The organism is Phaeobacter sp. CAU 1743 (genome assembly GCF_039839315.1).
In the GTDB taxonomy this organism is placed as follows: domain Bacteria; phylum Pseudomonadota; class Alphaproteobacteria; order Rhodobacterales; family Rhodobacteraceae; genus Phycobacter; species Phycobacter gallaeciensis_A.
Genome location: NZ_JBDOQR010000090.1, coordinates 1 through 13,689, shown reverse-complemented (window position 1 = coordinate 13,689; position 13,689 = coordinate 1). Strand labels below are relative to the sequence as shown.

Below are 13,689 nucleotides of genomic sequence, written 5' to 3'. Positions count from 1 at the left end.
CCAAAGCCCCGACATTCGCGCAGCGGTTCACCGAGGTCTCGATCCTGGCCGACCTCTTCCTCGACAAGGACAACAAGACGCTCGACACCTTCTCCGAGGCCGGCAAGTCGATCTTTGTCGCGGCCTGTCTGCTGGCGATCCAGCGCGGCACGCCGAACCTTGGCGAGGTCAACAAGATCGTCGCCGGCGGCGAGTACAAGAACGCGCAATACAAGACCTATGCCGACGAGGCCGAAGAAGACATTCTGCGCGAGCTCTGGACCAACGCGGCCTCGGCCTCGTCGCGGCTGCTGACCTCGAACATCCAGGCGCTGATGACTGCCGGTCTCAAGCAGTGGGACAACCCGGCGGTGCGCTCGGCCACCGAGGCGAGTGACTTCAATTTCTCGACCTTCCGCAAGACCCCGCAGTCGCTTTATATCGCCGTCTCCGAGGATCACATCGCGACATTGGCGCCGCTCCTGCGCCTGATGTTCGCCGACCTCATCGCCTCGATCCGCCTGAACGAACCGGGCCCGGATGAGCCTTGGCCCGTCATGATGATGATCGACGAGTTCCAGCAGATGGGGGCGATGCCCTATCTCGAACGCGCCATCCATTCGTTGGCGAGCTATGGCGGCCGCGTCGCGATGATCGCGCAGTCGCTGGCCTCGCTCGACCGAATCTATGGGCCTGAAGGTCGCGAAAGTCTGGAGAACGGGGCGGGGCTCAAGCTTTACATCACGCCTCGCGATCAGCGGACGGTTAAGGAGGTATCCGCAGCCGTCGGCAGCACCACCCGCGAGGCGGTGACCCGGATGTATGGCCGCAACAAGGGTTTCCTTGGCGCGACCTCGACCTCGGCGCGTCTGGAAGAGCGGCCGCTGCTTTCCGAGACCGAAGCGCGCCTGATGGACCCCGACGAGGTCATTATCCTCGCCTCACCTCAGCATCCGATCAAGGCGAGCCGGATCAAGTATTACGACGATCCCTTCTTCAAGGAGATGTTTACCCGCCAGGAGGGCAAGCCGTTCCCCTATCCGCCGAGCGTGCAAGGCGTGGGACCTTGGGGCGGCGATGGTGGTGACGAGATCGGCGCAGACGAGCAGGCGAAACCGGCCGAACGCGCGCCAGTCCGGGATCGCTCGCAGCGCCGCGAAACGCGCGCGATGAGCTTGAAGACGATGGAGGCTGGGCGCGGGCAACTAGAGCCGGAGACGCTCGAGCGGGAAGCCGCCGTGCCGAAGGAATGGGAGGCGGCGTTCGACCGGCAGGAGGACTTCATCGAGGAGCTGTTGGGTGGGTGAGGGTGAAATAGGCCATGTCACTTAGCACTTAAATGTGAGAATGCGGTCGATTTGAAGATTTTTGGCACTTTAAGCTGAGAATCATCTGGCCCGGGTTTCATATCAGTTGGAACTGCTGGGGTGGTCCCCACTCGATCGCCGGGCTTACCAAATGGTCTGTCGCCATGACAAAGCGCTTTCTGTTCTCGCCCATCATGTGCCCGTGCAGCATCTTCAGCATCGGTGGCCCTGCGCGGTCAATGATCGCCACGCCTGCCAGGAGCGCGGGTCGGATGCAGAGTGGCAGGATGGGGTGTTTTGGCGAATGTGGAAACGAAGTCTCCCTGGCCAGTATGGCATCGAAATCGGGGACGATGGCGCCGAGGAGCCGGTAGCGCCAGAGATCGCCGTCACGCGGGGGCGGCCAGGGGATGCGGCGCATGAGCAGAAGCCGCGCGATCTCCAGAGGTGGCAGCCATGTTTCCACGCGGCGCTCTGCGTGGTTGTTCAACAAGGTCTCACCGCGACGTGCTGCCGCGCGATATGGCTCAAGCGTCCGTTCGCCGTCACTGGTGGTCTTGTCCTGGTAGGGTTCCCCACAGTGCGAGCAAGTGATCCGCCACCCCTGCAATTCGCTTCTAAGAATTGGCGGAGGGCTGACATCGGTTTGAGTGCACCGCCCGCAACGCTGCATTGGACTCTTGGCGATGAACCGGTGAGCCGCTTTGGGGGCACCCGCGAAGCTCAGGCTGCGTACAAGTTGCGGGCTGACACCGAACATCCCCGCAATCCGGTTCGCTTGGGCGTTGGTCAGGGAAAAATCGATTGCCTCAAGGGATGTCGCATCCGGCAATCCATGGCGCAACATGGTCAACGGCGTGACGCCATAGAAGTCCGCGTGGCGACTGATCCAGGATGACAGGACTTCGCCGCGCAGAGGTGGCAAGGTGACGGGCAGGGGTCCCGTCATGCGAAGACCGCTTCGGCATCAAATGCAGGCACCCAAGCCTCGACGGCGCCGTCGGTGATGTGTTCGGTCCCGCTCTCGATAGCCTCGATCGCAAGACTGCCCAGCATCTGGAAGATGTTCGCCGTGATACCGTCCGTAATCTGCAGAATGCGCCGCAGGGATTTCGGCGTCAGCACAGAGGGTCGCCGCAATGGCGTATTGCGCAGGATCGACGCGATCAGCGTCTCGAAGTCTTCGTTGGCGGCCCAACGGTTCAGGGTGAGTTGCTCGAAGCGTCGCGCAAGTTGAACGTCACCGCCGATGGCTTCCCGGGCGTCGTTCACGCCGAAGCAGACCAGTGAGATTTGGAGCCGATTGCTGAGAAAGCGCAGCATGTTGAGCACGATACGTTGCTCTCGATAGGTCCCGGCGAGGATGTTGTGGACCTCGTCGATGACCAGAACCTGGGTGCCGATTGCCTTCATAATCCGCAGCGTCGCCTGTTCCATCTGAGCAATATCGGCCCGCGGTGCCTGGGGTGCGCCGAGGAGGGAAAGCAGTTCACCATAGAAGCGCCGCTCGCCGGGGCGGCTAACCATTTCCATGGCCAGGACCGGTGTCTTCAGAATCCCGGTACGGCGATCAAGATGTGGCGGATGCTGATCGCGGAAGCGTTGCATGATCATGGTCTTGCCCATCCCGCTGTCGCCATAGATCGCGACAGACGGCATGCGGGAACCTCTCGGATGATCAAGGAGCGCCTCGAGGCGATCGAGGGCTTGCTTTGCGCGAGGGTAGAGAACCCAACGGCGGGACCTGATGGCGCGAATGCGTCCCGCCTGGGGTTCAGACAGCAGGGCTGCCGCGTCGGCGGTAAGATGAGGGTGATCGTTCGTCATTATGGCTCCAGCTCATTCGGTGTCCTCAACAAAAGGCACCGGTTTGCTGGAGTCGACACCACGGAGCGTGCCCGTATCCCGGAGGTCGTCGGCACGCCTCGGCTGAGCTTTGCCGCGCCGCACGGCAGCGGTTCTGTTTACGGCCTCATCAACCAACTTCCGCTGTTCGAGTGCGGTCCTCACAACCGCGCGGCTATCGACTTCACGCCGCCCTTTCTCACGCAGGGTGCGACGCGCCGTCAAAGCCTCGTGCAGGGAAATGGGTGCCAGGGTCAGGTCCGCGTAGCGGGCTTCGACGAAGTTGCCTGAGGGCCGCCGCACGAACACACGCGACATATCACGCGGATCATACTTCACGAGAAGCCGCCGCTCAGTCCGGCCGACATCGGCGCTGAGTGCGGCTGACCAGTAGCGCAGATCGAACAGGTGAATGCCGGTTGGACGCAAGGTCCGTTCCTGCTCCGGCAGGAAAGAGACCCAGAACTGCAATCGATCCTCAGGCAGCCGCAGAGGGATCTCGCCTTCATGGTCCCACCAGACGGCGAGGGGAGGGCGGCTCAGCGAGCTGTGGATGGATTGATGATAGGACCCGACAATGTCGAGGGCGATATAGCGCTCCAACTCGCGCAGGGTCAGCGCCGCATGTTTTCTTGAATCATACTCCGCGAGGTCCTGAGCGTTGCTGAAGGTCGTACCGGGCAACAGGTGCAGCCGTCCCATCTGGGTGCCGATCAAACGCTCGATATGTCCGCCGAAGCGCGGCGTACCCGGCGGTCGCCAGTCGATCGCAATGCCTGCATTCTCGCAGCCACGTTTGAACGCGCGACTCCGGAAATCCGCGCCATTGTCCACATGCACCCGGTCGGGAAGGCCGGCCACGGGCCAGGGCTCTTCGATCTCGCGCGCTTTGAGCCAGGCCGTCTTGTCATAGACCGAATGCAGCAGGCATAGGCTCGTCGAAAGCCGGGATGGCGCATCCATGGTCAAGTAGAAGCCCGTCACCATACGGCTAAAGACATCCATGGCCAGGGTCAGCCACGGTCGTCCGATTGGTTCGCGGGTTTCCTCATCGACGACAAAGATGTCGGCCTTCGTGTGATCGATCTGAACAATCTCGAGGGGTCGGGAGGTGCTCAGTGTTCCCGGGACCGCCGTCGTTGCTTTTACGGTCCGCGTTTCGCCCCGACGCTGCGCCCGGTGGCGCAGGTCCAGGTCGCCCAGCCGCCGCTCGATCGTTCGGCGATGCGGCGACTTCAATCCTGCCGAAGCGCAATCCGTTTCAATGTCCCGCACCAGCTGCGAGACCGGTGGCCGGGTCGGTTTCAGATAGTACGTGCGGATTGCCTTCTCGATGATCTCCTCGCGCCGAGCATCCAAAGCGCGATGGCCCGTCGGGCGTCCGCGCTTGGTCTCAACGAGCGACATGACAGTTCCGTCCGCCCGAAACCGCCTCAGCAAACGGTAGGTCGTCGCTTGGCTGACCTGCAGTTCGGAGGCAAGATCGGCAATAGCGGCCACTGTTGACTCACCGGAACTGGATTCCAGGAATCTGCGGATCGCAGCCGCACGGCGACAGGCTTCTGCCCACACGGCGTCGTCTATCTCGTATAGAAGTGGTTCGGTCACAATGAGAACCCGACAAAATCGGAGCCACAATTATCGAATTAAGGGCTAAAGTCCAGTCTCCATTATTAATTTAAGTGCCAATTCTCACATTTAGGGGCAAAGCTAAGTCATTGAAATAAGGAAGATCAGATTATCATCTTTAAGTGCTAAGTGACACCTGCTCAGAGGGCTGCGGGTAGAACGCCCAAACCAGGTCTGGTGCTCGGATATCACCTATCTGCCTATGAGACGCGGGTTCCTCTACCTCGTGGCGATCATGGACTGGCACAACCGCAAGGTTCTGTCCTGGCGGATCTCGAACACGTTGGAAGCCCAGTTCTGCGTCGACGCGTTGAACGAGGCCATCCACAACTTCGGCCCGCCCGAGATCATGAATACCGATCAAGGATCCCAGTTCACGTCCTTTGCCTGGACGGATCGGCTCCGCCGATCAGGGGTGAGGATATCGATGGATGGGAAAGGCCGGTTCCTCGACAACATCTTCATCGAGAGGTTGTGGCGCACCCTGAAATACGAATGCGTCTACCTGCATGCTTGGGAGACCGGATCGGAGACGAAAGAGGCCATCCGGAAATGGATGACCTTCTACAACCACCAGCGCCCGCATTCAGCCCTGGGCGGCCAGCCTCCGGCGCTGGTCTACTGGCAGAGAAATGATATCAACCAACCCGATCAGCAGGTGCAACGAGTAGCTTAAATTACGCCAGATCCTGTCCAAGAGATGGGGAGTAGCTCAAACACTGCTTTGCGACACAAACTTGTCGACCCATGCGCCACTGAAGTGGTCCCAGGAATCCGGACAGTCGGCTAAGGTGTATCCCAAACCTTTGAAGGGATACGAGAATGGCGAAGCGCCGGAACTTTACAGACCAGTTTAAAGCCAAGGTGGCGTTGGAAGCGCTGCGTGGCGACAAGACCGTGCAGGAGATCGCGGCGAAGCATCAGCTGCACCCTAACCAGGTCAGCACGTGGAAGCGGCAGGCCATCGAGGGCATGGCGGACGTATTCTCGGGCGGCAAGCAAAGCGGCCCGACCGAAGCCGAAGTCAAGGAGCTTCACGCCAAGATCGGGAGGCTGGCGGTGGAGAACGATTTTTTGTCGGAAGGGCTCAAGAGGTGAGCCCGGCAAAGAAACGGTCGATGGTCCAGCGCGACCATCCCGAACTGAGCATCAGCCGGCAATGCAAGCTGGTGAACCTGAGCCGGTCGGCGTTCTACTACACGCCGGTCGGTGTTGATGCCGAGACGCTGGCGATGATGAAAGAGATTGACCGCGTGTTCACGAAGTATCCGTTCTTCGGGTCACGCCAGATCGCGGCCTATCTGCGCCGGGAAGGCACCGTCGTGGGCCGCCATCGCGTGCGCCGACTGATGGCGAAGATGGGGCTGGAGGCAATCTACAAGCGCCCCAGAACCAGCCAGCGGCATCCGCAGCACCCGGTTTATCCGTATCTGCTGAGGAAAATGCAGATCGACCGACCCAACCAGGTCTGGTGTGCGGATATCACCTTCGTGCCTGTCAAGAACGGCTTCCTGTATCTGCTTGCCATCATGGATTGGGCCACGCGCAAGGTGCTCAGCTGGCGGCTGTCGAACACGATGCATGCCGACTTCTGTGTCGAGGCTCTGAACGAGGCCATCGCGAAACACGGCCCACCGGAGATCATGAATACGGATCAAGGGTCGCAGTTCACGGGATCAGCCTGGATCGCGACGTTGACCGAGGCAGGCGTGCGCATCTCGATGGATGGGCGCGGCCGTTACCTCGACAACATCTTCATCGAGCGCCTCTGGCGAAGCCTGAAACAAGAGGCCATCTACCTTGAGGAAATCACCGACGGCTTCCAGGCGCGGCGCGTCGTTAAGGACTGGATGGCCTTCTACAACACCAAGCGGCCCCATTCCGGGCTTGATCGGCGGACGCCAGACGACGCATATTGGGCAGGCTTGGAAAAGCAAAAAGCAGCATGAAACCTAAACCCGATACACCTTAGAAACGCTGCAAACCTGTCCGAAATGATAGGACCACTTCAGTAACCGAACAGGCTCGCCCGATCCGGATCCATCGCGATGAAATCGAGGTAGTCCCGTATGTAACGCTTCACCCGCTCTTCATGAGGCTCGTCCGGGGCGGGTTCGCGGACCAGAAACGCCGTCATCTCGGCGGCCAGATCGGCATAGACGGCCTTGATCAACTCTTCTTTCGACTTGAAATACAGGTACAGAGATCCGATCGCCACGTGCGCCCGTTCGGCGATCTCCGACATCGGACCCTGCAGGCCGGACAGGACGAACTGCTCTCCCGCTGCCTTGATAATGCGCGCCCGTTTGTCGTCGCCGCGCGGTTTTTCTGCCCTGACCAAATTCATGAATGAACCTTCATTCAGTTGTCACATAGTCACGCTAGTCGATGGAAAACCCGAACTCAAGCGGTGAGTCCCGGACCTTTCCGGCCTCACCGGACAACAGCCAGACCCAGCCATCCCGCCGCGGCCACCGGCCGCGATCAGGAAAGGCATGCCCAAGGAGACCCGCGATGCCAAAGACCTTCGTTCACCTCACCGACCTGCACATGTCGAACCCAGATGTTGACGAACCGCACCTCTATTCCGACACGGCCGCGATCCTGCGGGACGCGCTTGCCCGGATCGACGCCCTGCCCGACCGGCCCGAGTTCATCATCGTCAGCGGCGACCTGACCAACAACGAAGACCCGGTCGCCTATCAGCGCCTGCGGGCGATCTGGGACGACGTCGATATTCCGACCCTCTTTGCCCTTGGCAACCACGACAGCCGCCCCGATTTCCGGCGCGAGATGCTGGGCGAAAGCGCCGATCTGGACGCGCCTTACGATCATGAGGCGGTCATCGCGGGGGTCCATGTCATCGTTCTCGACAGCTCGACCCCGGATCAGATCCACGGCACGCTTGAGGACGCGCAGCTTGAATGGCTGGCCGCCGCGCTCGACCGTCACGCGGACCTGCCAAAGGTGGTCGTCCTGCATCACCCGCCGATGATGGGTGCAGACGAACCGGCCTTTGAATGCCTCGCTGCCGAAGATACCGAAAAGCTCCGCAAGGTCCTGAGCGGACGGCCCCTGTTGGGCCTCTTCTGCGGCCATATCCATCAGGACCGCGTGTCGATCTGGAACGGCGTCCCGGTCTTTGTCGGCAACGGCCACCACTCCCGGATGCAGCCCTTCAGCGACATGGCGATCGAAGCCACCGACGGCACCGGATTCTCGGTCTGCACCCTGCGCGACAGCGGGCTGACCGTGAACTTCCTGCCCCAGCCCTCCGAAGGCCGCACCGTAATGGCGATGAGCCATGAAGACGCCGCCCGCCTGATGTCCGAACCCGCCGCCGAGGTCGTGGGCTGATCCTCAGGCCCGCGACCACACCCAAACAAACCGACAGGAGACACCATGACCTTCCCCCTATCCCGCCGCGCGCTGCTTGCGCTTGGTATTGCCACCATGGCCACCGGCCCCGTCTGGGCGCAAATGGCCGACGAGATCATCGAACCGGTCGAGATCAGTTTCTACAACTACAACCTCGCCACCGCCGGGCAGGGTCACGACGCGACCGTTCAGCTGATCGAAGAATTCATGGCCGCGAACCCGATGATCAAGGTCGAGGGCGTCGGCGTGAACGCCAATGACATGGGCACCCGCGTCCAGACCGATATCGCCGCCCGCCGTCCACCGGATGTCGCGCAGGTGATCTTCTCGGACCTCGCCTACGCCGGGCAGCAGCTGGGCGCCGTGCCGATTGATCAGGCCGTGCCACAGGCCGACTGGGATGCGCATGTGGAGGGCATGGTCCCCTCGGGCCTCGACCTCGGCAAGGTCGGCGACAAGACCTATGCACTGGCTTATACCTTCTCCACCCCGATGGTATTCTACAACGCCGACCTCTTTCGTGAGGCCGGGCTGGACCCCGACCAGCCACCCAAGACATGGGAAGAGGTCAAGGACTACGCCCTGACCATTCAGGACAAGACCGAGGCCAACGGATTTGCCGGCGGCATCATCGGCGTGCAGGTCGGCCCGTACGACTGGCTGCTGCAATCCGTCATCCTGTCCAACGGCGGCAGCGTGATAAACGATGCGGGCACGGCCGTCACCTTTGACCGGCCCGAGACCATCGAGGCAGTCGCCATGCTGCGCGGTCTCAAGGATGCGGGCGTCTACGGCAATATCTCTCGCGGGGAGGCGCTGGAAAGCATGGCGGCGGGCAAGCTTGCGATGTACATCAACTCATCTGGCCTGCAGAACCACCTGCTGAGCCAGGCCGAAGGCAACTATGAACTGCGCGCCGCGCAGATGCCGGGCTTTGGCGAGCGTCCCGCGTCGCCGACCAATTCCGGCAGCGGGCTGGTCATGTTCTCTCAGGACCCGGTCAAGCAGCGCGCGGCGTGGGAGCTGATGAAGTTCCTCACCTCCGAACGGGGCTACACGATCATCACCTCCAAGATTGGCTACCTGCCGCTGCGGACCGCCATCGTCGACGATCCGGAGTATCTGAAGGACTGGGTCGATGCGAACCCGCTGGTCCGCCCGAACCTCGCCCAGCTTGAGCGGATGGAGCCGTGGCGGTCGTACCCCGGCACCAGCTATCGCCAAGTCGCCGCAACGCTGATGGAGGCCGCCGAGCAAGCCGTCTTTGGCGACGGCGACGTGGCCGAGATCATGCAAGGCGCGCAAGCCCGAGCCCAGGCCATGATGCCCGGAAGCTGACCTGAACTTCGGGTCGGCCCCCGGGTCGGCCCGATCCGCCCCCGTTCCTTCGAGGAGCCGAAATGACCGTCGCCGATATCCACACCCCTGCCCGCGCACAGCCGCGCCGATCCCTGAAGATCGGGCGCCTTTCGTTGCCCTGGTTCTTCCTCTTCCCGGCGATTGCCACCTTCGTCATCTGGATCTACGCGCCGCTTGTGCAGGCGGCATGGCTCAGCTTCTACGACTGGAACATGCTCCCTTTCGCACCCAAGACTTTCGTGGGCTGGAAGAACTACGAAAACATCCTCGCCCTGCCCAAGCTCTGGCAGGCGCTTGGCAATACCGCGATCTACATGCTGGGGATGCTGCCCTTTTCGGTGCTCGTGCCGCTGGCCATCGCCATCTGGACCGAAGATCTGCCGCCCCGCGCCCGCAACATCTATCGCGCGCTGATCTTCCTGCCGATGATCATCGCCCCCGTGGTCGCCGCATCTGTCTTCCGCTGGCTGCTCGACCCCGGGCACGGGCTGGTGAATGTCGGGATCACGGCGCTTGGCTTCGAACCCGTCCAGTTCCTGAACGACCCCGATATCGCCATCTGGACGATCATCTTCATCACCGGGTGGAAGCTCGTCGGCTTCGCGACCCTTATCCTGTCGGCCGCCAATGCCAATATCGACCCCTCGCTGGTCGAGGCCGCGCGGATGGACGGCGCGACCCGCTGGCAGATCATCCGCGACATCCGCCTGCCGCTGCTCAGTTCGACCATCCTCTTCCTCGTGATGATGACAATCCTTCTGGGCGCACAGTGGAGCTTTTCCTATATCCACGTCCTGACCGAAGGCGGCCCGCTCGGCGCGACAACGAACATCTACTACCTGCTGTGGGAGTTCGGGTTTTCCTCCCTCTCCGTCGGGTGGAGTTCCGCCGCCGCGATGATCCTCTTCCTCGGCTTCGGCGCCCTCGCCTTCCTCCTGCTGCGTCTGATGGAGCGCTATTCTTTCCATGACAGCTGAAACCGCGACCTTCGCCGTCCCGCGCCGCCGGGCTGTCCGCCGCGCGGGCGCGACCCGGATGCTGCCGGGCCATGCGGCCATGATCCTTCTGTCGCTCATCTGCGTCTTCCCGGTCTACTGGATGATCGTCAGCTCCCTGAGGCCCGCCAACCGCATCTTCGAAGGCACGCTCTGGCCGACGGCCCCGTCGCTGGAAAACTACGCCCAGGCCCTTCAGTCGATCCCCATGGGCGCGATGCTGTGGAACACGGTTGTCGTCTCCGCCTCCGTCACGGTGATCCAGCTTCTGACCGGGGTGCTCGCGGCCTATGCCTTCGCACGCTTCCGGTTCCGGCTGGACTGGGTGGTCTTCGGGCTGGTCGCGCTGACATGGCTGGTCCCGTTGCAGGTCGTGATGATCCCGAACTACCTGCTGGTCGCCCGGCTTGGCCTTCTGGACACGGTCACGGCGCTGGTCCTGCCACATTTCGCCCATGCGCTGGCGATCATGCTGCTGACCCAGTCGATCCGCGCCTTCCCGAAAGAGGTGCTCGAGGCCGCGCGCATGGACGGGGCTGGACATTGGCGGGTTCTGTGGGGGATCATCGTGCCGAACCTCCGCGGGATGATCGCCTCGCTTGCGATCCTGATCTTCATCTCGACCTGGAACGAATATTTCTGGCCGCTGCTGCTGACCCGCACGGCCGAAAATTCGGTCGTCCAGATCGGCATCCAGATGTTCATCACGCAGGAAGGGACGCAATGGGGTCCGCTGATGGCCGCCTCGACCATGGCCAGCCTGCCGATCCTGATCTTTTACGTGGTCCTGCAAAGGCAGGTCATTCAATCCTTTATGAAATCGGGGTTGCGCTGATGAAATTCGACCGAATTCTTTCCGTGCCGGGGGCCTATAACATCCGTGACCTCGGCGGATATCCGGGCACGCAGGGCAGCACCCGCTGGCGCAGCATCCTGCGCGCCGACAGCCTGCACCGGCTGGACGGCCCCGCGATGGACCAGCTGCACGCCATGGGGCTCACTACGGTAATCGACCTGCGGCACGCGGCGGAACACGCACGCTTCCCCAACCCCTTTGCTGACCATCCGGCGGTGATCTACCTTCAGATTCCGCTGTTCGAGAGCCTGCGGATCCCCCACGACATTCCCGAAGATCAGGTGCTGCGCACGCTCTACACCCAGGCGCTCGACAAGCGGCACGACGCCATCGCCCGGACCCTGACCGCGATTGCCGAGGCCCCCGATGGCGCGGTCATGTTCCACTGCACCGCCGGCAAGGACCGCACCGGGCTGATCGCCGCGCTGCTGCTCGCGCTTGGCGGGGTGGATGCCGAGACCATCGCCACCGACTATGCCATGACGCGCGAGTTGCTGGAGCCGATCATCGACGGCCTTCAGGCACATGTTCTGGAACAAGGCACCGACCCGGCCATTGCCGCCGCCGTGCTGGGCAGCGACCCGCAGTCGATGCTGCATCTGCTGGCCCATCTGGACGCGACCTACGGCGGCATCCACCCCTATCTCGACCGGATCGGCCTGACGCCTGCGACGGTCGACGCCCTTTGCGCCCGTATCATCGACATGGAGGCAACCGCATGACCGGTGTCAGCATCCGCGACATCCGCAAATCCTATGACGGCAAACAGGTGGTTCATGGCCTGAACGCCGAGATCCCGGATGGCTGTTTCGCCGCTATCGTCGGCCCGTCGGGCTGCGGCAAGTCCACCCTGCTGCGCATGATCGCGGGGCTGGAGCAGATCACCGGCGGAGAGCTGCGGATCGGCGATCACTTGATGAACGATATCGAACCCTCGGACCGGGGTTGCGCCATGGTCTTTCAGAACTACGCGCTCTATCCTCATATGACCGTGGCCGAGAACCTCGCCTATCCGCTCAAGATCGCCCGCCTGCCCAAGCCCGAGCGTCAGACCCGGATCGAGGAAGCCGCCCGCATCCTCGGCCTCTCCGAGCTTCTGGACCGCCGTCCCGCGCAGCTCTCCGGCGGGCAGCGGCAACGTGTCGCCATGGGCCGGGCCATCGTGCGCAAGCCGGATGTGTTTCTGTTTGACGAACCGCTCTCGAACCTCGATGCCAAGCTGCGGGTACAGATGCGGCTTGAGATCAAGCGCCTGCACCGTCAGCTTGGTGCAACCTCGGTCTTCGTCACCCATGATCAGGTCGAGGCGATGACCATGGCCGATCTGCTGATCGTCATGAACGGCGGCCGGATCGAACAGATCGGCTCCCCGGCCGAGGTCTACGCCCACCCCGCTACGACCTTCGCCGCCAGCTTCATTGGCTCGCCCGCGATGTCGCTGTTTCCCGTCCGGATCGCCGATGGTGTTGGTCATCTGACCGGCGCGGAGGATCATAGGATCGACCTGCCGGGCGTCCGGGCCTCCGGCGACACGATCCTTGGGCTGCGGTCCGAAGATGTCTCCCTCTCGCCCGCCACCGGCAAGGTCCAAGTCCGGATCGAGCTGATCGAGGATTTCGGCGCCGCGCGGCTGGCCCATTGCCGGATGCCGTCGGGCGACTCCGTGGCCGCCACCTTGCCCAAGTCGACCACCCTGCGCGAAGACATGCTGGCGTGGCTCGACTGGCCAGCAGAGGCGCTTCACCTGTTCGACCCACTCAACGGCAGGCGGACCGACCGCACCGGTATGGCCACGTCGAACGTCGGCCCCGAATTCGTCAGCTGATTCGGGGTGCGATTGCCGTCACGCCGGACCTGGACCGCCGATCTTGACCTGTCGGTTAAGGTCGGCGGCGCGCTCAACTTCCAGCACCAGCGCGTCGCTCAGCGGCAGGGCATAGCCGTCGTCCATCAGCGCCTTGATCCGTGCGATGTGGGCCGGGTCCCATTGCGCGATCCCCTCGGCCACCTCGCGCGCGGCACTGGCCAGCGCGTCATCCGGCACGACCCGCGTGACAAAACCAAGCGAAGCAGCCTCTGTCGCAGGCACGCGGCGGGCGGTGAGGGAGATTTCCTTCGCCGTCGACGGCCCGACGACCCGCGGTAGGCGCTGCGACAGGCCCCAGCCCGGCAGCAGCCCGATCTTGGCATGGGTGTCCTGGAAATACGCGCTCTTGTCACTTAGCACTTAAATGTGAGAATGCGGTCGATTTGAAGATTTTTGGCACTTTAAGCTGAGAATCATCTGGCCCGGGTTTCATATCAGTTGGAACTGCTGGGGTGGTCCCCACTCGATCGCCGG

At 62.4% G+C, this 13,689-nt stretch carries 13 protein-coding genes and 1 pseudogene; 9 read left to right on the top strand and 5 right to left on the bottom strand.

Annotation, left to right across the window (positions count from 1 at the left end):
- Positions 1-1,286, top strand: a 1,286-nt coding sequence (locus tag AAFO90_RS22160; protein WP_347510812.1) for a type IV secretory system conjugative DNA transfer family protein, incomplete at its 5' end; no start/stop codon positions are given.
- 97 nt (positions 1,287-1,383) lie between these two features.
- Here AAFO90_RS22160 and AAFO90_RS22155 read toward each other — a convergent pair.
- The 3 genes from AAFO90_RS22155 to AAFO90_RS22145 are packed head-to-tail and all read right to left on the bottom strand — an operon-like array spanning position 1,384 to position 4,739.
- Positions 1,384-2,235 carry a TniQ family protein gene (locus tag AAFO90_RS22155; protein ID WP_082852112.1) on the bottom strand — a complete coding sequence of 284 codons (852 nt, stop codon included), beginning with the start codon at positions 2,233-2,235 and terminating at the stop codon, positions 1,384-1,386.
- The gene (locus AAFO90_RS22150) at positions 2,232-3,113 is read right to left on the bottom strand and encodes a TniB family NTP-binding protein (protein WP_067267035.1); all 882 of its coding nucleotides are present in this window, start codon (positions 3,111-3,113) and stop codon (positions 2,232-2,234) included. Before AAFO90_RS22150 ends, AAFO90_RS22155 begins: the two co-directional genes overlap by 4 nt.
- A gap of 12 nt (positions 3,114-3,125) precedes the next feature.
- Positions 3,126-4,739: a Mu transposase C-terminal domain-containing protein gene (locus AAFO90_RS22145; protein WP_107817728.1), complete on the bottom strand. Its 1,614-nt coding sequence runs from the start codon at positions 4,737-4,739 to the stop codon at positions 3,126-3,128.
- Between the two features lie 154 nt (positions 4,740-4,893).
- Here AAFO90_RS22145 and AAFO90_RS22140 point away from each other — a divergent pair.
- Positions 4,894-5,436 (top strand): annotated as a pseudogene (locus AAFO90_RS22140) (IS3 family transposase); the annotation flags it as partial.
- A 146-nt stretch (positions 5,437-5,582) separates the two neighbouring features.
- Positions 5,583-6,709 (top strand): IS3 family transposase gene (locus tag AAFO90_RS22135; RefSeq protein WP_240310525.1). Its coding sequence is split into 2 segments (ribosomal slippage): positions 5,583-5,844 and positions 5,844-6,709, totalling 1,128 coding nucleotides; the frame shifts between segments, so codons are not numbered across the junction.
- A 59-nt stretch (positions 6,710-6,768) separates the two neighbouring features.
- Here AAFO90_RS22135 and AAFO90_RS22130 read toward each other — a convergent pair.
- On the bottom strand, positions 6,769-7,107 hold the full coding sequence (locus tag AAFO90_RS22130; RefSeq protein ID WP_067264464.1) for a TetR family transcriptional regulator: 339 nt from the start codon (positions 7,105-7,107) through the stop codon (positions 6,769-6,771).
- A 167-nt stretch (positions 7,108-7,274) separates the two neighbouring features.
- Between AAFO90_RS22130 and AAFO90_RS22125 the strand changes: the two genes are divergently transcribed.
- From AAFO90_RS22125 to ugpC, 6 genes are all read left to right on the top strand, one after another.
- Entirely contained in the window at positions 7,275-8,117 is an 843-nt protein-coding gene (locus tag AAFO90_RS22125; protein ID WP_067264461.1) for a metallophosphoesterase, read from the top strand.
- Positions 8,118-8,162: 45 nt separating this feature from the next.
- On the top strand, positions 8,163-9,476 hold the full coding sequence (locus AAFO90_RS22120) for an ABC transporter substrate-binding protein (protein ID WP_114293606.1): 1,314 nt from the start codon (positions 8,163-8,165) through the stop codon (positions 9,474-9,476).
- A 62-nt stretch (positions 9,477-9,538) separates the two neighbouring features.
- Positions 9,539-10,474: a sugar ABC transporter permease gene (locus tag AAFO90_RS22115; RefSeq protein WP_082852031.1), complete on the top strand. Its 936-nt coding sequence runs from the start codon at positions 9,539-9,541 to the stop codon at positions 10,472-10,474.
- Positions 10,464-11,327 carry a carbohydrate ABC transporter permease gene (locus AAFO90_RS22110; RefSeq protein WP_067263926.1) on the top strand — a complete coding sequence of 288 codons (864 nt, stop codon included), beginning with the start codon at positions 10,464-10,466 and terminating at the stop codon, positions 11,325-11,327. Before AAFO90_RS22115 ends, AAFO90_RS22110 begins: the two co-directional genes overlap by 11 nt.
- A complete protein-coding gene (locus tag AAFO90_RS22105; protein ID WP_067267189.1) occupies positions 11,327-12,070 on the top strand; it encodes a tyrosine-protein phosphatase in 744 nt (247 codons plus the stop codon). The genes AAFO90_RS22110 and AAFO90_RS22105 overlap by 1 nt, the downstream gene beginning before the upstream one ends.
- Complete coding sequence (ugpC, locus tag AAFO90_RS22100) at positions 12,067-13,173, top strand: sn-glycerol-3-phosphate ABC transporter ATP-binding protein UgpC (RefSeq protein ID WP_067264170.1); 1,107 nt, start codon at positions 12,067-12,069, stop codon at positions 13,171-13,173. The genes AAFO90_RS22105 and ugpC overlap by 4 nt, the downstream gene beginning before the upstream one ends.
- 18 nt (positions 13,174-13,191) lie before the next feature.
- Here ugpC and AAFO90_RS22095 read toward each other — a convergent pair whose 3' ends face one another.
- The gene (locus AAFO90_RS22095) at positions 13,192-13,575 is read right to left on the bottom strand and encodes an enoyl-CoA hydratase-related protein (RefSeq protein ID WP_067264167.1); all 384 of its coding nucleotides are present in this window, start codon (positions 13,573-13,575) and stop codon (positions 13,192-13,194) included.
- Between the last annotated feature and the right edge of the window lie 114 nt (positions 13,576-13,689).

Bases quoted from the DNA above. Each gene is read 5' to 3' on its own strand.
- AAFO90_RS22155 (WP_082852112.1), bottom strand. From the start codon at position 2,235: ATGACGGGACCCCTGCCCGTCACCTTGCCACCTCTGCGCGGCGAAGTC.
- AAFO90_RS22150 (WP_067267035.1), bottom strand. From the start codon at position 3,113: ATGACGAACGATCACCCTCATCTTACCGCCGACGCGGCAGCCCTGCTG.
- AAFO90_RS22130 (WP_067264464.1), bottom strand. From the start codon at position 7,107: ATGAATTTGGTCAGGGCAGAAAAACCGCGCGGCGACGACAAACGGGCG.
- AAFO90_RS22125 (WP_067264461.1), top strand. From the start codon at position 7,275: ATGCCAAAGACCTTCGTTCACCTCACCGACCTGCACATGTCGAACCCA.
- AAFO90_RS22120 (WP_114293606.1), top strand. From the start codon at position 8,163: ATGACCTTCCCCCTATCCCGCCGCGCGCTGCTTGCGCTTGGTATTGCC.
- AAFO90_RS22115 (WP_082852031.1), top strand. From the start codon at position 9,539: ATGACCGTCGCCGATATCCACACCCCTGCCCGCGCACAGCCGCGCCGA.
- AAFO90_RS22110 (WP_067263926.1), top strand. From the start codon at position 10,464: ATGACAGCTGAAACCGCGACCTTCGCCGTCCCGCGCCGCCGGGCTGTC.
- AAFO90_RS22105 (WP_067267189.1), top strand. From the start codon at position 11,327: ATGAAATTCGACCGAATTCTTTCCGTGCCGGGGGCCTATAACATCCGT.
- ugpC (WP_067264170.1), top strand. From the start codon at position 12,067: ATGACCGGTGTCAGCATCCGCGACATCCGCAAATCCTATGACGGCAAA.